This is a genomic window from Duganella sp. S19_KUP01_CR8 (genome assembly GCF_036688705.1).
In the GTDB taxonomy this organism is placed as follows: Bacteria; Pseudomonadota; Gammaproteobacteria; order Burkholderiales; family Burkholderiaceae_D; genus Rugamonas.
This window is the reverse complement of record NZ_JAQQPR010000023.1, coordinates 32,960-49,953: the sequence shown is the minus strand read 5'-3', so window position 1 is coordinate 49,953 and position 16,994 is coordinate 32,960. Positions and strand designations below refer to the sequence as shown.

At 64.9% G+C, this 16,994-nt stretch carries 15 protein-coding genes; 5 read left to right on the top strand and 10 right to left on the bottom strand.

Annotated features, from left to right (window positions below):
- The first annotated feature begins 19 nt into the window (after positions 1-19).
- Positions 20-1,060 carry a tRNA (adenosine(37)-N6)-threonylcarbamoyltransferase complex transferase subunit TsaD gene (gene tsaD, locus V6M89_RS21740; RefSeq protein WP_217941064.1) on the top strand — a complete coding sequence of 347 codons (1,041 nt, stop codon included), beginning with the start codon at positions 20-22 and terminating at the stop codon, positions 1,058-1,060.
- On the opposite strand, the gene V6M89_RS21735 is transcribed toward tsaD, so the two are convergent.
- Positions 1,057-1,242 (bottom strand): hypothetical protein, encoded by a 186-nt coding sequence (locus tag V6M89_RS21735; protein ID WP_332855135.1) that lies wholly within the window; start codon positions 1,240-1,242, stop codon positions 1,057-1,059. The genes tsaD and V6M89_RS21735 overlap by 4 nt on opposite strands.
- A 133-nt stretch (positions 1,243-1,375) precedes the next feature.
- Positions 1,376-2,296 carry a LysR family transcriptional regulator gene (locus tag V6M89_RS21730; protein ID WP_332855134.1) on the bottom strand — a complete coding sequence of 307 codons (921 nt, stop codon included), beginning with the start codon at positions 2,294-2,296 and terminating at the stop codon, positions 1,376-1,378.
- Between the two features lie 107 nt (positions 2,297-2,403).
- On the opposite strand from V6M89_RS21730, the gene V6M89_RS21725 reads away from it, so the two are divergent.
- Entirely contained in the window at positions 2,404-3,264 is an 861-nt protein-coding gene (locus tag V6M89_RS21725; RefSeq protein WP_332855133.1) for an oxidoreductase, read from the top strand.
- 11 nt (positions 3,265-3,275) lie between these two features.
- Here the strand turns inward: V6M89_RS21725 and V6M89_RS21720 are convergent, their stop codons facing one another.
- From V6M89_RS21720 to ybaK, 6 genes are all read right to left on the bottom strand, one after another.
- On the bottom strand, positions 3,276-4,526 hold the full coding sequence (locus V6M89_RS21720; RefSeq protein ID WP_332855132.1) for a metal-dependent hydrolase: 1,251 nt from the start codon (positions 4,524-4,526) through the stop codon (positions 3,276-3,278).
- Positions 4,527-4,534: 8 nt separating this feature from the next.
- A complete protein-coding gene (locus tag V6M89_RS21715; protein ID WP_332855131.1) occupies positions 4,535-4,825 on the bottom strand; it encodes a DUF427 domain-containing protein in 291 nt (96 codons plus the stop codon).
- Positions 4,826-4,843: 18 nt separating this feature from the next.
- Positions 4,844-5,896 (bottom strand): GGDEF domain-containing protein, encoded by a 1,053-nt coding sequence (locus V6M89_RS21710; RefSeq protein WP_332855130.1) that lies wholly within the window; start codon positions 5,894-5,896, stop codon positions 4,844-4,846.
- Positions 5,897-6,029: 133 nt separating this feature from the next.
- Positions 6,030-6,686 carry a DsbA family oxidoreductase gene (locus V6M89_RS21705; protein ID WP_332855129.1) on the bottom strand — a complete coding sequence of 219 codons (657 nt, stop codon included), beginning with the start codon at positions 6,684-6,686 and terminating at the stop codon, positions 6,030-6,032.
- 79 nt (positions 6,687-6,765) lie between these two features.
- The gene (plsY, locus tag V6M89_RS21700) at positions 6,766-7,395 is read right to left on the bottom strand and encodes a glycerol-3-phosphate 1-O-acyltransferase PlsY (protein ID WP_332855128.1); all 630 of its coding nucleotides are present in this window, start codon (positions 7,393-7,395) and stop codon (positions 6,766-6,768) included.
- Between the two features lie 95 nt (positions 7,396-7,490).
- Positions 7,491-7,982, bottom strand: coding sequence for a Cys-tRNA(Pro) deacylase (gene ybaK / locus V6M89_RS21695; RefSeq protein WP_332855127.1), 492 nt, complete (start codon positions 7,980-7,982; stop codon positions 7,491-7,493).
- A 47-nt stretch (positions 7,983-8,029) separates the two neighbouring features.
- On the opposite strand from ybaK, the gene V6M89_RS21690 reads away from it, so the two are divergent.
- The gene (locus V6M89_RS21690) at positions 8,030-9,028 is read left to right on the top strand and encodes an endonuclease/exonuclease/phosphatase family protein (protein ID WP_332855126.1); all 999 of its coding nucleotides are present in this window, start codon (positions 8,030-8,032) and stop codon (positions 9,026-9,028) included.
- Positions 9,029-9,107: 79 nt separating this feature from the next.
- Here V6M89_RS21690 and V6M89_RS21685 read toward each other — a convergent pair whose 3' ends face one another.
- Positions 9,108-10,862, bottom strand: a complete 1,755-nt coding sequence (locus V6M89_RS21685) for a putative bifunctional diguanylate cyclase/phosphodiesterase (protein WP_332855125.1) — start codon at positions 10,860-10,862, stop codon at positions 9,108-9,110.
- A gap of 220 nt (positions 10,863-11,082) precedes the next feature.
- Here V6M89_RS21685 and V6M89_RS21680 point away from each other — a divergent pair, with 220 nt between their 5' ends.
- Together V6M89_RS21680 and V6M89_RS21675 are read left to right on the top strand one after the other, a co-directional pair.
- Complete coding sequence (locus V6M89_RS21680) at positions 11,083-12,318, top strand: efflux RND transporter periplasmic adaptor subunit (protein ID WP_332855124.1); 1,236 nt, start codon at positions 11,083-11,085, stop codon at positions 12,316-12,318.
- 3 nt (positions 12,319-12,321) lie between these two features.
- Positions 12,322-15,468 carry an efflux RND transporter permease subunit gene (locus V6M89_RS21675; RefSeq protein WP_332855123.1) on the top strand — a complete coding sequence of 1,049 codons (3,147 nt, stop codon included), beginning with the start codon at positions 12,322-12,324 and terminating at the stop codon, positions 15,466-15,468.
- 17 nt (positions 15,469-15,485) lie between these two features.
- Here V6M89_RS21675 and V6M89_RS21670 read toward each other — a convergent pair whose 3' ends face one another.
- Positions 15,486-16,976: a DNRLRE domain-containing protein gene (locus tag V6M89_RS21670; protein WP_332855122.1), complete on the bottom strand. Its 1,491-nt coding sequence runs from the start codon at positions 16,974-16,976 to the stop codon at positions 15,486-15,488.
- Positions 16,977-16,994: the final 18 nt, after the last annotated feature.

The following is a 16,994-nucleotide window of genomic DNA, read 5'->3' as shown; positions in this document are numbered from 1 at the left end:
TTTCATTTGTGCACCCTTCATGATCGTTCTCGGCGTCGAATCCTCCTGTGACGAAACCGGCCTTGCGCTGTACGACACGCAACACGGCCTGTTGTCCCACGCCCTGTATTCGCAAGTGGCGATGCATGAAGAGTACGGCGGCGTGGTGCCGGAACTGGCCTCGCGCGACCACATCCGCCGCGCCATCCCGCTGCTGACGCAGACGCTGGAAGGCGCCGGCAAGACGCTGGCCGACATCGACGCCATCGCCTACACCCAAGGCCCCGGCCTGGCGGGTGCGCTGCTGGTCGGCTCCTCGGTCGCCTGCAGCCTGGGCCTGGCGCTGGACAAGCCGGTGCTGGGCGTGCACCACCTGGAAGGCCATTTGCTTTCGCCGCTGCTGGCGTCGCAGCCGCCGGAATTCCCCTTCATCGCGCTGCTGGTTTCGGGCGGCCACACGCAGCTGATGCGGGTGGACGGCGTCGGCCAGTACACGCTGCTGGGCGAAACCTTGGACGACGCCGCCGGTGAAGCCTTCGACAAATCGGCCAAGCTGCTGGGCCTGGGCTACCCGGGCGGTCCGGCGATTTCGCGCCTGGCCGAGTTCGGCGACCCGACGGCCTACAAGCTGCCGCGCCCGATGCTGCATACCAAGGATTTCAATTTCAGCTTCTCCGGCCTGAAGACGGCGGTGCTGACGGTGGTGAAGAACCACGAAGAAAAAGTCATCGCCAATATCTGCGAGCAGGACAAGGCCAACATCGCGCGCGGCTTCGTCGACGCGATCGTCGACGTGCTGACGGCGAAGTGCATCTCCGCACTCAAGCACACCGGCCTGAAGCGGCTGGTGATCGCGGGCGGCGTGGGCGCCAATTCGCAGCTGCGCGCTTCGCTGAACGAGGCGGCGGCCAAGAAGAAGTTCAAGGTCTACTACCCTGAACTGGAATTTTGCACGGATAACGGCGCGATGATCGCCTTCGCCGGGGCCATGCGCTTGATGATCAACCCGGACGCGGCAAAGAAAGACTACTCGTTCAACGTGCGGCCGCGCTGGCCGCTGGACGACATCAAAGTCGTTTAACTCTGGGCGAACGCGACGGATGCCAGCACGGCAAGACCGGCCAGCGCCAGCAGGTACTTGATCTTGCCCTTGCCCAGGCGCACGCCGCGCGCGGCGATGCGCTCGCTGCGCAGACGGTGCTCGTCCGACGCCGATTCGTGGATTACATTGTTCGTTGTTTTTTGTTCAGTTGCGGTATTCATAACAGCCTCCATGTTTAACGATCTTCTACCTTTCTGGAGGGCAATGCAATTGTCGTGCCAACCATCTAGTCCAAAAGTGGCCTATACCACTTGATTTTAGGCCTTTTTGTGGCAAACACGCGACACGATACCGCTAGGCAAGCGCGGCGCGCTGCCCCGCCAGCCTTTGCGGCGCCCGCTCCGCGACGAAATCGATGAAGTGCCGCACCCGCAGCGGCATCAAGGTGCGTTGCTGGTAGTACATGAACACACCGCTGTTGGACGTGGCCGTCTGTGACAGCAGCGGCACCAGCGCGCCGCTGGCCAGCTCGGCCTCGACCATGAAGACCGGCAGCTGGCCGATGCCCAGGCCGTTCAGCACCGCCGTCAACTCCCCCTCCACCGTATTGAACCTGGCCACAGCCGGCATCTCCTGGTAGACCGTGGCGCCGTCCACTTGCAATTCCCACGCCATCACGCGGCCGGTGGAAGGGTGGAGGAAGCCGGTGCAGCGATGCTGCTGCAAATCCGCCACCGTCTGCGGCGTGCCGTGCAGGGCCAGATAGCCGGGCGTGGCGCAGGGCACCAGCAGGATCTCGCCCAGCTTGCGGGAAATCAGGTTGCGCTCGGGCGGATTGCCGGCGCGGAAGCCGACGTCGATCTTGCTCTCCACCAGGTCGGTGAAATGGTCGTCCAGCTGCACATCGAAATGCGCGCCCGGATAGCGCCGCTGGAACTCCGGCAGCAGCGGCACAAGGATCGTATTGCCGATCGACATGGGCGCGACCACGCGGATCAGGCCGTCCACTTCGAGGCGGCTGTTCTGGATGTGGTCCAGCGCCTCGTCCAACAGGCGCAGGCCGGGGTTGGCCAGCTCGAACAGGCGCGCGCCCTCCTCCGTCAGGCTCAGGCTGCGGGTGGTGCGGTGGAACAGGCGCACGCCCAGATGATCTTCCAGCTGCCGCACCGCCTTGCTGACGGCCTGCGGCGTCAGGCCGGCGTCCACCGCCGCCTGGCTGAAGCTCTTGGCGCGCACCACGCCGATGAACAGACTGACAACCCTGGCTTTATCCATATTTACAACCAAAAGGTGATAATCAAACAGCTTTCCTATGGCTAGTGTAGCAGGTCGGTCATGCCTACACTGGCATCACCAACTCACCACACACCAAGGAAACGATCATGACTGGCACTGCACAAAAAGTATGGTTCATCACCGGCGCATCCCGTGGCTTCGGCATGCTGACGGCGCAAAAAGCGCTGGCACGCGGCGACTTCGTGGTCGCCACCGCCCGCGATCCGCAATCCGTCACCGCCGTCCTGGGCGAGCATCCGAATCTACTGGCCTTGCGGCTGGACGTCAAACTGGAAGCGCAAGCGATCACCGCCGCCCAGCAAGCGATTGCGCGCTTCGGCCGCATTGATGTGCTGGTCAACAACGCCGGCTACGGCCTGCTGGGCGCGGTGGAGGAAGCCAGCGCCGAGGAAGTGCGCGCGCTGTACGACACCAACGTCTTCGGCCTGCTCAACGTCACCCGCGCCGTGCTGCCGGCGATGCGCAAGCAAGGCGGCGGCCATGTCATCAACATCTCGTCGGTGGGTGGTTATTCGGCCTATGCCGGCTGGGGCCTGTACAGCTCGACCAAGTTCGCGGTCGAAGGCTTGAGCGAGGCGCTGGCGATGGAAATGGCGCCGCTGGGCATCCATGTGACGGTGGTGGAGCCGGGCTTCTTCCGCACCGATTTCCTCGACGCCTCGTCGCTGGTGTCCACCCACAGCCGCATCGAAGACTACGCCGCCACCGTGGGCGCGATGCGCGAGTTCGCGGCCGGCGTCAATCACCAGCAGCCGGGCGATCCGGCCAAATTGGCCGACGCCCTGCTGCAACTGGCCGACAGCGCCACGCCGCCGGTGCGCCTGCAACTGGGCTCGGACACGGTGGAACGCGTGCGCGCCAAGAACCAGTTCGTCGAAACCGAGATGGCGCAGTGGCTGGAGCTGGCGGTATCGACCGACTTCAGCGTGCTGCAAAAAGCTGCTTAAACAAAGACGGCTTAAAGCTTGCCTGGCGGGTGCAGCGACAATAAATCCTCACGCGGGTAGCCCCAGCCGGGCACGCCCGCCGGACATGGCCCGGCCTGCGTTGCATGCAGCGTCGTGAAGTTCCCGCGCGGGGTAGTCGCGAAGCGATAGTCGGCCAGCTCGCCGGTCGCCAACATCAGCGCCGGCATGCGGGCGAAACGCAGCCAGGCATCCACCTGGCAGTTCTCATCCTTCAGCATGCGCAGCGCCGTCAGGCTGGACAGCACCGTGCCGAATTGCTGCACGCCCGGCGACAAGGCCAGCACCTGCTCCGGCGCTCCGACCAGGCCCGCCGGACAAGCCAGCGGCGCCAGCCACTCCGGCGCCAAGCTGGCCACGCCGCGCCGCAGGCGGTAGTAGCCCTGCTTCTCGTTGGCCTCCACGCTGGCATACGACCAGCACAAGGGCTGCGACGGGAACGCCGTCATCGCCACATCCATCACGCGCACGCCCGGATCGGCCTTCAGCAACGCGGCCGTGATTTGCTCGCGTCCGTAATGCGAGGCCACGCCCTGCAGCGCGATGAAGCCGGCGCTGACCACCAGCGCCAGCACCAGGCCCGCGCGGCCGCGCGCGCCGGCGCGCCACTGCATCGCGCCGCAAGCGGCCGCGATCAACAGCAACGCGGCAAACGACGTCCACGCCAGATAGCCCTTGGCCGCGAACACCACCAACGCGGCGAACAGGCAGGCCAGGCCGAGCATGCGCAAGGAACGCCAGCGCATGATGAGCGCCATCGGCACGCCGATCGCCACCCAGAACAGCGGCTCGACGATGAACACCATGTCGCCATAGAACCAGCGCCCGGTGAACGGATACCACGGATGGATGCCGTAGGAATTGGTGAAGTCCATCAGCAGGTGCAGCGCGAAGCCCAGCCCCACGCTCAAGGCCAGGCCGAGCCGCGCCGAGCGGCTGGCCTTCAGCAGCGCGCGCGCCGCCGGCCAGCAGAACCACAGCAACGCCGCCAGCAGCAAGGCCTGCGGCAACGCCAGCAAGGCCGTATGCGTATGGCCGCGATGATGCAGCAGATAGCCCAGCGGATCGGGCAGCAGCTTGTTCAGGACCAGGTCGAGATCGGGAAAATTGCTGGCCAGCGCGCAGGCCACCAGCAACAGCCGGTGCCGCACCCGCTGCGACGGCGCATCCGCCTCGTCGGGCAGGCTGCGGTGCACCAGTTCTCCAACGCCGAAACCGATAATGCTGTGGGTGATATTGTCCACGTAGCTATCTAGCGCTGCACGTCCACGCCGCGCCAGAACGCCACATGGTCCTTGATCTGCGCGGCCTTCTCGGACGGCGCCGGGTAGTACCAGGCGGCGTTCTCGTTGACCTTGCCGTTGACGTTCAGGCTGTAGTAACTGGCCAGGCCCTTCCACGGACAACGCGAAGTGTGCGCGCTCGCCTGCAGGTACTCCGTCTTGACGCTGGACGGCGGGAAGTAGACGTTGTTCTCGACGATTTCAACTTCGTCGTCCTTCGCCTCGGCGATGACGACGCCGTTCCAGCTGGCGGTAGGCATGGGGACTTCCTTTCAGTGTCAGGTGGGGCCGCATTCCACGCGGTTGCGGCCGGCGTGCTTGGCGCGGTACAGCGCGGCGTCGGCCTGGCGCAGCAGGCTTTCCGCGTCGCTGATTTCCATGTGGTCGAACGAACCCACGCCGATGCTGGCCGTCACCGGCAGCAGGCGCGGGCCGGCGTAGTGCAGCTGCGCTTCGATCTTGGAGCGCAGCGTTTCGGCGAACTTGCAGGCGCCTTCGACCGGCGTGTTCGGCAGGATCACGCACAGCTCTTCGCCGCCGTAGCGGCCCGGCACGTCGATCACGCGCACGCTCTCGCGCAGCAGCAGGCCGACGCTGGCCAGCACCTGGTCGCCGACCGCGTGGCCGTATTCGTCGTTGATCTGCTTGAAGTGGTCGAGGTCTATCATCACCGCCGACAGCGGCGAGCGGAAGCGCTTGGCGCGCGCGGTCTCGAACTTCAGGCGGTGCAGCAGCGAGCGGCGGTTGTGCAGGCCGGTCAGCTCGTCGGTGGTGGCCAGCTGCTCCAGCTCGCGCACGGTGGATTCCAGCGCCTTCTCGTTGGCGCGCAGTTCGATCAGCGCCATCACCTGGCGCGCCAGCTTGACCAGCGTGGCGCGCTGTTCGGCACTCAGGCCGCCCGGCTTGGTGTCCATCACGCACAAGGTGCCGATGGCGAAACCGTCGGACGAGGTCAGCGCCACGCTGCTGTACATGCGCATGTAAGGCGCGTCGACCGTCAGCGCCATGTGGGCGGTGCGGAAGTCCAGCGTCAGGTCGGGGATTTCGGTGGCGGCCTGGCCCAGCACCGCCAGCGAGCAGTAGCTCTCGCCGCGCGGCAGCTCGCCCAGCTGCATGCCGGCGCAGGACTTGATCCAGACGCGCTCGGCGTCGACCAGCGAGATGAAGGCATACGGCACCTCGCACACTTTGGCGGCCAGCTCGGTGAGGAAGCTGAAGTCTTCGCAGGCGGGGGTATCGAGGATGTGGTAGCGGTGCAGTGCGGCCAGCCGGAACTGGTCGGCCTGCGGACGGGCGATGGACAGCGTGTGTACTTTTTCTGCGGCCAGCATAGGCCTCCCTGTAGCGACGTCGATCTTTTTTGGGCTCCCGGCATGAAGCGGGGCCGAACTATGGTGCTACCCGATCAGTTTATCGCAAAACAGGGGCGGCGGGAGCACTTGCCCCCGCCGCGTCCAGCATTTTTTAAGCCGCTTGCGCCATGATTTCGCGCAGCGCCTTTTCAAACACCTCGGCCGGCTGGCCGCCGGAAATCAGGTGGCGCTCGTTGATGATCACGGCCGGCACCGAGTTGATGCCGTGGCGCTGGAAGAACTGCTCGCGCTCGCGCACCTCGTCGGCGTACTGGTTCGATTGCAGCACCTCGGCGGCGACGCCGGTGTCCAGCCCCACTTCGCCGGCCACGCGCAGCAGCACGTCGTGCGAGCTGGGATCGTCGCCCTTGGTGAAGTAGGCGCCGAACAGCGCTTCCTTCAGCTCCTTCTGCTTGCCCTCGCCCTCAGACTCGGCCCAGTGCAGCAGGCGGTGGGCGTCGAAGGTGTTGTAGATGCGGCTGCGCTTGCCCATGGCGAAATCGAAGCCGACTTCGGCGCCGCGCGCGCGTATCATCTCGCGCGCCTGTTCCTGCTGCGACGGGGTCGAACCGTATTTCTCGGTCAGGTGCTCGACGATGTCCTGGCCCTCGGGGCCCATATTGGGATTCAGCTCGAAAGGCTGGAAGTGCATGCTCACTGCCGCCGCGTCGCCGATATTGGCCAGCGCCTGGTCCAGCGACTTAAGGCCGATGGCGCACCACGGGCAGGAAACGTCGGAGACGAAATCGATTTTCAGGGGAGTGGTCATGATGTGCCTTTGCTAAACGTAATTTTCAGCATATGGCGACACCCGGCGCAAAATCAAGCGCCGGGATGGGGGGATGGCCTTACTTTTTCTTGCCTTTGACGGCTTCTTTGCTCTTGCTGCCGATGCGGCTTTCCTTACCTGCCAGCAAGTTTGAAATATTTTTGCTGTGACGGAAAGCCAACAGTGCGCTCATGACGAACACCGCGAACAGCTGCGGCTCGACGCCGAACAGCAGGCCGTAGTAGAACGGTGCGAACAGCGCCGCCACCAGCGCCGCCAGCGACGAGTAGCGGAACGCGAACGCCACCGCCAGCCAGGTCACCAGGGTGGCCAGGCCCAGCCATGGGTTCAAGCCCAGCAGCACGCCCAGCGCGGTCGCCACGCCCTTGCCGCCGACGAAGCGGAAGAACACCGGCCACAGGTGGCCCAGGAACACCGCGATCGCCACCAGCGCGATGGTGGCGTCGCCGATCTGCAACTGATCCTGGTAGCGGATCGCCAGCCACACCGCCAGCCAGCCCTTGGCGCCGTCGCCGATCAGGGTCATGATGGCGGCCGCCTTATTGCCGCTACGCAACACGTTGGTGGCGCCGGGATTTTTCGAGCCGTAGGTGCGGGGATCGGCGATGCCGAACAACTTGCTCATCACGACGGCAAACGAGATCGAGCCGATCAGATAGGCGGCGACGGTCATCCAAACTGTATTCATTATTTCCTCAAAAGTAGTCATGCGCCCGTTGGGGGCCGCTGAATATACACTGCCGGCGCTTAATCAGCCAACTAAGCAGCCAACTAAGCAGCCAACTAATCGGCCAGCGCGCAGTGCACCGGCCTGGCCTGCAACAAATCGACCAGCACCTGCGGCGCGATGCCAACCAGATAACCCCTGCGGCCGCCATTGATATAAATCGTTTCCAGCGCAAGAATGCTATCCTCGACATACACCGGCAGCACCTTGCGGGTGCCGAACGGCGAAGTGCCGCCGATCTGGTAGCCGCTGTGGCGCGTGGCCACCTCCGGCTTGCAGGGTTCGACGGATTTGCAGCCGATGCCGCGCGCCAGGTTTTTGGTCGAGACCTTGCAATCGCCGTGCATCAGCACAATCAAGGGTTTAGCGGCCTCGTCCTGCATGACCAGGGTCTTGACCACCGCGTGTTCATCCACGCCCAGTTCGCGCGCCGACACCGTGGTGCCGCCGTGTTCTTCGTAGTCGTAGGGGTGCTCGCTGAAGGCCACCTTATGTTTGCGCAGCATTTGCGTTGCCGGGGTCTCGGAGATGTGCTCTTTTTTAGCCATGCGTGATACGCTGCTTGTGAAGTAATGTCGATCGGGAGTTTCTAATTATGCAGCAGGAAATTCGCTTTGCCACTTTCAATGTTTGCAATCTTTCCCAGCCTGGGGCGAAATTGTACGACAATCTGCCGCCATTGACGCCGGCCGAGTACCAAGCGAAAGTCCTGTGGACCGCGCAGCAGCTGGACCAGCTCGACGCCGACGTGATCGGCTTGCAGGAAATTTTCTCGCTGGCGGCGCTGCGCGACGTGCTGGCGCACAGCGCGCGCTACCGCGAAGCCACGCTGGCCGGCTTCGACGCCGCGCCCGATCCGGGCACCGGCGCCGCGCGCGTGGTGCCGCAGGTGGCGCTGATTTCGCGCCTGCCGCTGGCGGCGCCGGCCGCCGAATACCGCGCCTTCCCCGACGGCGTGGCGCTGCCGGCCGGCAGCCGCGACGCCGACCGCTTCGCCCGTGCGCCGCTGCACGCACAGGTGCTGCTGCCGGACCAGCGCATCGTCGACGTGATCGTCATCCACCTCAAATCCAAGCGGCCCGACTACAGCAGCGGCGACGACTACACCGATCCGTTGCAATACGCGCAAGCCAACCTGCGCTCGCTGATACGGCGCGGCACCGAGGCGGTGGCCTTGCGCGCCCTGCTCAGCCAGCTCGAAAGCAGCGCGCGCCGGCCGCGCGTGGTGCTGGGCGATTTCAACGACACCGCCGACGCCGTCACCACCGCCATCGTCATGGGCTCCGGCGCGGCCGGCCTGCCGGGCGAGGAGCTGAGCGGACGCATGTTCGATTGCAACCAGATCCAGCTGGGCCGCGACACGCTGCGCCAGATCGGCTACACCAACATCCACGAAGGCCACTACATGACCATCGACCATGTGCTGGTGTCGGAGGAATTCAACCCGGCCTCGCGCTACGCGGTCGGCGAGGTGCTGGACGTGACTTATCTGAACGACCATCTGCTGCAGCACAAGCCGGAAGCGTCCGACCACGGCCAGGTGCTGGTGCGGCTGCGCCTGTACGGCGCGCGCGACCGCGCCCAAGCCATGTAGCGTCGTTCCCGCGCAGGCGAGAATCCATAGAACGCCAGCCAGTCAACTCAGCATGGATTCCCGCTTTCGCGGGAACGACCTAGCTGGCGCCATCCAGCAGGCCGCCCAGGCCGTCGAGAAAACCGTTCTTCCGCACGTAGCGTCCCTGGAACTGGTGGCAGCCCTGCTGCGCCAGGAAGTGCAGCTGCGTCTCGGTCTCCACCCCTTCCGCCAGCACCGTCAGGCCCAGGCTGCGCGCCATCGCGATGATGGCCGTCACCACCGTCGGCGCCGGCGCGCCGTCGATGGCGCCATCGATGTCGCCGATGAAGGTGCGGTCTATCTTCAGCTTGTCGAACGGGTACTCGCGCAGGTGGCCCACGCGCGTGTAGCCGGTGCCGAAATCATCGATCGCCAGCCGCACCCCCAGCGCCCGCAAGGCGCGCAAGGTGTCGGGCGCGGTGGCGACGTGCTTCATGATGATCGCTTCCGTCAGCTCCAGCTCCAGCCGCTCCGGCGCCAGGCCCGAGGCGACCAGCGCCGCGCCTATGCTGTCGGCCAGGTTACGCTGCAAGAACTGCGTCTGCGACAGGTTGACCGCCACCGCCAGCGCATGGCCGGCGTCCTGCCAGCGTTTGGCCTCGCGGCAGGCCTGCTCCAGCACCCATTGGCCGATCGGCACCATCAGGCCGCAATCCTCGGCCACCGTGATGAAGCGCTCCGGCAGCAGCAGGCCCAGCGTCGGATGGCGCCAGCGCAGCAGCGCCTCGGCCGCCAGCGGCCGCGCGCTGGCGATGTCGACCTGGGCCTCGTACTCCAGCACGAACTGCTGCTCGCGCAACGCGCGCCGCAAGTCGTTTTCAAACGTCACCCGCTCGACGATCTGCGCATTCATTTCCGGACTGAAGAACTGGAAGCCGTTGCGGCCGTTTTCCTTGGCGTGGTACATGGCCAGGTCGGCGTTACGGATCAGGGTGTCGTGCTCGGCGCCGTCGTCCGGGTAGATGCTGATGCCGATCGAAGTGCTCACATGCAGCCGGTGCGGCTCCAGCACGAATTCCTGGCTGATCGCGTGCAGCACCGTGTCCGCCACGTGCGCCACCTGGTCGACGCCGCCGATCTCGGGCAGCATGATGACGAACTCGTCGCCGCCCTGGCGGCTGACGGTGTCGACGCTGCGCACGCAGCGCACCAGCCGCGCCGCCACTTCCTGCAACAGCTGGTCGCCGACGTGGTGGCCCAGCGTATCGTTGATGTTTTTGAAACGGTCGAGATCGAGGAACAGGATCGCCAGCCGGCTGCGCTTGCGCCGCGCCGCCGCCATCGCCAGGCTCAGGCGGTCGAGCAGCAGCACCCGGTTCGGCAGGTCGGTCAGGAAATCATGCTCGGCCAGGTGGCGGGTCTGCTCCTCGGAGCGGCGGCGGTCGGCGACGTCGGCCAGCAAGGCCAGGTACATCACCAGCTGGTCCTGCTTGCGGGCCGAGATGTCGCGGATCACCGCGTAGACGCGCTGCGGGCCGATCGCGGTCAGCAGCACCTCGGCCCAGAACTGATGCCCGCCGCAACCCACGCAGCACCACTCGAACTGGCGGTTGCCGTCGCGTAGCGCATCGGCCATCAAATCGGCCAGCGCGCGCGCCGACAGCACGCCCTCGGCCTGCTGCAATGGTGACAAATCAACCAGCCCCAGGCCCAGCAGGCGGTCCGGCTGGTCGCACTCGAACAGCGCTTGCGCGGCCGGATTGCTGGCCACCACGCGGCCATCCTGCAACAGCAGCAAGGCGTCGCTGGTGTGCGCAACCATCGCGCGGAAATCTGCGCCCGCGCTCTCATCTCGTTTGTGTGCTGGTGCCACCTGGCCCTCTCCGGCATAGCGCCCATAGCGCCCTCTCAGGCCTTGCCCATTCTTGCCGCTGACGGGAATCGACCATTGACTTCCGTCAAACGCGCTTGATCCCGCGTTTTTACCGTTCATCCGTATTTTTTCACGGCCTGTCGCATTTCTCTGGCGGCCGGCCTTGAAAATTCCTAAAGTGCCAATATGCGCCGTGGCGACCTTTTAATAGAAGAACGATATGAAACTAGAAACCTTGCCCGTCTCCCCACAATCCACGGTGCGCAGCAAACGCTGGCGCAAGCCGCTGGCGGTGCTGATCGTCATCGGCCTGGCCGGCGGCGGCTGGACCGTCATGCACAAGAAGGACGCCCCGCCGCCCAGCGCGCAGGCGGCCAAGGACGATAAAAAGAAACAGGAAATCTTCGAGCTGGCCAGCGGCGATATCGCGGCCATCGATGCCAGGTCATTGGCGGTCAGCTTGCCCTTATCCGGCTCGCTGGCGCCCCTGAGTTCGGCCACCATCAAGTCCAAGGTGTCGGGCGTGGTGGAGGCCACCACGGTGCAGGAAGGCATGGCGGTGTCCGCCGGCCAGGTGCTGGCGCGCATCGACCAGGCCGACCTGCGCGCGCGCCTGCAACAACAGCAGGCGATGCTCGATGAAGCGCAGGCCAAGCTGTCGCTGGCGACCAAGAACGAGACCAACAGCGGCGCCCTGCTCAAGCAAAAATACATTTCGCAAAACGCCTACGATTCGACGCAGAACAGCGTCGACCTGGCGCGCGCCAACGTCAAGTCGGCCGCGGCGATGGTGGAGATCGCGCGCATCGCGCTGAACGACGGCGTCATCAAGGCGCCCATCAGCGGCGTGGTCAGCAAGCGCCACGTGCAGGCCGGCGAAAAGCTGGCGCCGGACATGCCGGTCTACAGCATCGTCAACCTGTCCGAGCTGACGCTTGAAGCGCAGGTGCCGGCCTCGGAAATCCCGCGCGTCAAGGTGGGCCAGGAGGTCAAGTTCAAGGTCGACGGCTTCCAGGGCCGCGACTTCGCCGGCAAGGTGGCGCGCATCAACCCGGCCACCGAGACCGGCTCGCGCGCGATGCTGGTCTACATCTCCGTCAAGAACGACGACAGCGCGCTGCGCGCCGGCATGTTCGCCAAGGGCAGCATCGTCACCGACCGTTCCGCCGTGATGCCTATCGTGCCGCTGACCGCGCTGCGCACCGAGAAGGGCCAGCAGGTGGTGTACAAAATTGAACAGGGCAAGGTGGTGGCGCAGCCGGTCAAGCTGGGCCTGCGCAACGAGGACGAGGGCTACGCCGAAGTGGTGGACGGCCTGGCGCAGGGCGCCAACGTCATCGTCTCCAAGCTCGACGGCGTCAAGCCGGGCAACCAGGTCAAGCTGCCGGCCAATGTCGCCACGCCGGCTTTGCCGGCCAATTCGGCCAAATCCGCCATGCTGGCACAGAAGGGCTAAATCATGTGGATCACTAAAACCAGTATCCAGAACCCCGTCTTCGCCACCATGGTGATGGTGGCGCTGGTCGTGCTGGGCCTGTTCTCGTATCGGGAACTGGGCCTGGAGTCCATGCCCAACGTCGACATTCCGGGCGCGCTGATCGAAGTCAAGTACCCGGGCGCGTCGCCGGAAGCGGTGGAGAACGACATCACCCGTCCGCTGGAAGACGTGGTCAACACCGTCAGCGGCATCAAGACGCTGCGCGCCAATTCGTGGGAAGGCCGCGCCGGCCTGTACATCGACTTTGAACTGTCCACCAATATGGACAAGGCGATGCAGGACTTGCGCGACAAGGTGGCGCAGGTGCGCCCGCGCTTCCCGAAAGAAGCCAAGGATCCGTTCATCGTCCGCTTCGAGGGCGAGAACAGCCGCCCGATCGCGCAGATCGGCCTGACCGCCACCGACCATTCGCTGCGCGACCTGTCGACCATGGCCGACCAGCTGATCGGCAAGCGCTTCCAGGGCGTGGCCGGCGTCGGCCAGGTGCGCCTGAACGGCACCGCCTCGCGCCAGATCCTGGTCAGCCTGCGTCCCAACGACCTCAACGCGCAGGCGATCGGCGTCGATGAAGTGATCAACGCCATCCAGGCCACCAACACCAACCTGCCGGCCGGCTCGATCAGCTTTGCCGGCAACGAGCAGCTGGTGCGGGTCGAGGGCAAGATGAAGGACGCCCGCGACTTCAACAAGATCATCGTGGCGCGCCGCGCCAACGGTCCGGTCTACCTGGAGCAGGTCGCCACCGTGATCGACGGCGCGCAGGAAGAGCTGTCGGTCTCGCGCCTGAACGGCAAGCGCGCCATCACCATCGACATCACCAAGGTGCAGGACGCCAACGTGGTCGAAGTGGGCCGCCGCATCCAGAAGGTCGCCGCCGATCTGCAGAAAACGCTGCCGGCCGACATCACGCTGACGGTGCTGAACGATGAATCGCTGAAGGTGCAGAGCCAGCTCGACAACGTGAAGGAAACCATCATCGAAGGCGCGGTGCTGACGATGATCATCGTGTTCTTCTTCCTGCACTCGTGGCGCTCGACCATCATCACCGGCCTGACCCTGCCGATCTCGGTCATGGCCAGCTTCATCGCGATGAAGTTCTTCGGCTTCACGCTGAACTTCCTGACCCTGATGGCGCTGTCGCTGTGCATCGGCCTGCTGATCGACGACGCCATCGTGGTGCGCGAGAACATCGTGCGCCACCTGGGCATGGGCAAGAACCACCGCCGCGCGGCCGAAGACGGCACCAATGAAATCGGCCTGGCCGTGATGGCCACCACCTTCGCCATCGTCGCCGTGTTCATCCCGGTGGCCTTCATGCAGGGCATCATCGGCCGCTTCTTCCTGCAGTTCGGCATCACCGTCGCGGTGGCCGTGCTGGTGTCGCTGTTCGTCAGCTTCACGCTCGATCCGATGCTGTCGTCGGTGTGGCCGGACCCGGTCAAGGACCGCTTCAAATACCTGCCGTGGCTGGGCCGCTTCATGCACTGGGTGGAAGGCGGCATCGAACGCCTGCACGTGGTGTACGGCAAGGTGCTGGGCGTGGCGCTGCGCTGGCGCAAGCTGACCTTGGCCTTCGCCGCGACCCTGTTCGTCGCCAGCCTGATGCTGGTGCCGATGATAGGCGGCGAGATGTTCCCCGACCAGGACAACGGCTGGATCAACCTGCACCTGAAGACCCCGGTCGGCTCCAGCCTGGAGTACACCGACAACAAGGTGCACCAGGTCGAAGAGGCGCTGAAGGCCTTCCCTGAAATCGCCAGCGTGATCTCGGTGGTCGGCACCCAGGACGGCCGCAACAACGCACAGATCGACATGAAGCTGCAGGACCGCAAGACCACCAAGCGGCGCTCGCAGAAGGAGCTGGAAGGCGTGGTGCGCGCGCGCCTGAGCAAGATCGCCGGCATCACCATGTCGGTGGGCTGGAAGCCGATCTTCATCGCCATCCTCGGCACCGACGAAGGCAAGCTGGACGCGGTGGCCCATCGCCTGATGGACAAGATGCGCAAGATCAAGGGCATCGCCGACCTGGAGTACAGCCAGGAAGGCGCCAACCCGTCGACCACGGTCAAGATCAACAATGAGCTGGCCAGCGACCTGGGCCTGTCGGTGCAGCAGATCGGCAGCGCGCTGCGGCCGTTCGTGGCGGGCGACACCACCAGCCACTTCCTGGCCGACGATGGCCAGAACTACGACGTCAACGTGCAGCTGCCGAAATCGGGCCGCCAGAAAGTCGCCGACCTGGCCGACCTGTCGCTGGCCTCCAGCAAGCTGGGGCCGGACGGCCGCCCGCTGATGGTGCCGCTGCGCCAGGTGGTGGACTTCGTGCCGTCGTTCAGCCCGCAAGTGCTGAAGCGCCAGGCGCTGCAACGCCGGGTGGCGGTGTATGCCGGTGTCGAAGGCCGCCCGGGCGGCGACGTCGACAGCGACGTCAAGAAGGCCATGAAGGAAATCGAGCTGCCGGCCGGCGTGCGCTTCGACGTCGGCGGCAATGCGCAGGACATGGAGGAAAGCATGTCGTCGGCCATGATCGCGCTGGGCATCGCGGTGATCTTCATCTACCTGGTGCTGGCCTCGCAGTTCGGCAGCTTCCTGCAGCCGGTGGCGATCATGATGTCGCTGCCGCTGTCGCTGATCGGCGTGCTGGTGGCGCTGCTGATTACCGGCAGCACCCTGAACATCTTCTCGGTGATCGGCTTCATCATGCTGATGGGCCTGGTGACCAAGAACGCGATCCTGCTGGTGGACTTTACCAACCATGCGCAGAAAGGCGGCATGGGCCAGTACGAAGCCATCATGTCGGCCGGCCAGGTGCGGTTGCGGCCTATCGTGATGACCACGCTGGCGATGGTGTTCGGCATGCTGCCGATGGCGATCGGCATGGGCGACGGCGGCGAAACGCAGGCGCCGATGGGCCGCGCGGTGATCGGCGGGGTGATCACCTCCACCCTGCTGACCTTGGTGGTGGTGCCGGTGGCCTACACCTACCTGGACAGCCTGGGCAAGCGCTGCGCCCGCTTCTTCAAGGGCAAGGCCCACGAAGAAGAGGCCGCGCTGCAGGACGCCATCGAGCCGCTGCACGACATTAAAGCCCGCAGCGACGTCGCCTGACCAGGAGAACCCGGCCGTTACTTAATGGTGCGCAATACGGATTTTGACACGCACATTGCGGCGGCAATCACCTTCTTCCCTACGCTGGTCGGCCCCGGGGCCGCGTAGGTGCAGCCGAAGATATCACCGTCGATGCCATCGTGACGAATAAGACCCGTTTGCGTCAACGGGAAGTTGTTTTGAGGCCCGTTGATGGCTTCAAAACTGCAGGTGCCGCTAACCAGGGTCATGTGATCCATATCGCATTGCACGAGACAGACATTCGAGCTGCAAGTAGCGACCGTATCCACCAGAATACCCACGCCCGCAATGCCCGCAGGACCAGTGGCGCCAGTCGATCCCTGAGGACCGGTGGCGCCAGTCGCGCCGGTATTGCCTTTCAATCCTTGAGGACCGGTAGCGCCGGTAGCACCAGCCACGCCTTGCTGGCCGGCAGGACCGGTCGGTCCGGTCGCGCCGGTGGCGCCGGGCGCACCGGTGTCACCTTTTGCACCAGCAATACCCTGAGCACCAGCCGCTCCAGTATCGCCTTTTGGACCTGCGCCGCCTTGCGCGCCTGGCGTACCGGCCACGCCAGCGTCGCCCTTGGCGCCAGCGACGCCTTGCGCACCGGCCACACCGGTATCGCCCTTATCGCCTTTTGCACCGGCGCCCCCTTGCACACCAGCGGCCCCGGCATCACCCTTGTCGCCCTTGGCGCCTGCGGCACCTTGCGCACCGGCCAAGCCAGTGTCGCCCTTGTCGCCCTTGGCGCCGGCCGCGCCGGCGACACCCTGGATACCGGCAACGCCGGTGTCGCCCTTGTCGCCTTTGTCGCCTTTGACGCCGGCCACGCCGGTGTCACCCTTGTCGCCTTTGGCGCCCGGGGCGCCAGCGATACCCTGCGCGCCGGCCGGACCTGCCGGCCCGGTCGCACCGGTTGCTCCCACCGGGCCCACCGGCTCCAGCGAAATGTCGAGCCTTGCCGTGTGGCCGGTCAAAGTATTTTCCTTGCTATCGATCGCAACCACGGCAACCGGGTCTGCGGCGGAGGCGGCAATGTTCACCCCGAAGTTTTGCGATGGATAGTCGATCCAGGTCTTCACCAATTCGCTGATATCAAACGACACGTAGCGGCCGGTATCGCTTACCGGCGTGGTTGCGACAACGCTGCTGCCCACGCCAGGCGGCGTGCCAGTCGCCAATCCGGCTTCGGTCCACGCGTTAGTCACCGCGCGCACATCGAGTGCACCGGCCACATCCGTTTTGTTGACCCATACGGTCAATGTCGCCTTGGCCACCTTGGTGCCGATCGTTCCGATTGGCAAGGTCCCCATGTCAAACTGCAGGAAGGCGGAATTGCCATTGCCAACCATCAAACTGGATGCGGCGCCAGCAAGAGGGTTTGCAGTGGCCGAGACATATGAATCGGCCACCAATGGCGAATCGACTGCTGCCGCATGATGCGACGCCAGGCCAAACATTGGGAAAAGTGCAGCAACTATCCAGTTTTTTTGAAATTTTGTCATTTTGTTATTGAAAAAGTA

Bases quoted from the DNA above. Each gene is read 5' to 3' on its own strand.
- V6M89_RS21715 (WP_332855131.1), bottom strand. From the start codon at position 4,825: ATGCCTACCGCCAGCTGGAACGGCGTCGTCATCGCCGAGGCGAAGGAC.
- plsY (WP_332855128.1), bottom strand. From the start codon at position 7,395: ATGAATACAGTTTGGATGACCGTCGCCGCCTATCTGATCGGCTCGATC.
- V6M89_RS21705 (WP_332855129.1), bottom strand. From the start codon at position 6,686: ATGACCACTCCCCTGAAAATCGATTTCGTCTCCGACGTTTCCTGCCCG.
- tsaD (WP_217941064.1), top strand. From the start codon at position 20: ATGATCGTTCTCGGCGTCGAATCCTCCTGTGACGAAACCGGCCTTGCG.
- V6M89_RS21680 (WP_332855124.1), top strand. From the start codon at position 11,083: ATGAAACTAGAAACCTTGCCCGTCTCCCCACAATCCACGGTGCGCAGC.
- V6M89_RS21675 (WP_332855123.1), top strand. From the start codon at position 12,322: ATGTGGATCACTAAAACCAGTATCCAGAACCCCGTCTTCGCCACCATG.
- V6M89_RS21710 (WP_332855130.1), bottom strand. From the start codon at position 5,896: ATGCTGGCCGCAGAAAAAGTACACACGCTGTCCATCGCCCGTCCGCAG.
- ybaK (WP_332855127.1), bottom strand. From the start codon at position 7,982: ATGGCTAAAAAAGAGCACATCTCCGAGACCCCGGCAACGCAAATGCTG.
- V6M89_RS21690 (WP_332855126.1), top strand. From the start codon at position 8,030: ATGCAGCAGGAAATTCGCTTTGCCACTTTCAATGTTTGCAATCTTTCC.
- V6M89_RS21735 (WP_332855135.1), bottom strand. From the start codon at position 1,242: ATGAATACCGCAACTGAACAAAAAACAACGAACAATGTAATCCACGAA.
- V6M89_RS21725 (WP_332855133.1), top strand. From the start codon at position 2,404: ATGACTGGCACTGCACAAAAAGTATGGTTCATCACCGGCGCATCCCGT.
- V6M89_RS21730 (WP_332855134.1), bottom strand. From the start codon at position 2,296: ATGGATAAAGCCAGGGTTGTCAGTCTGTTCATCGGCGTGGTGCGCGCC.
- V6M89_RS21670 (WP_332855122.1), bottom strand. From the start codon at position 16,976: ATGACAAAATTTCAAAAAAACTGGATAGTTGCTGCACTTTTCCCAATG.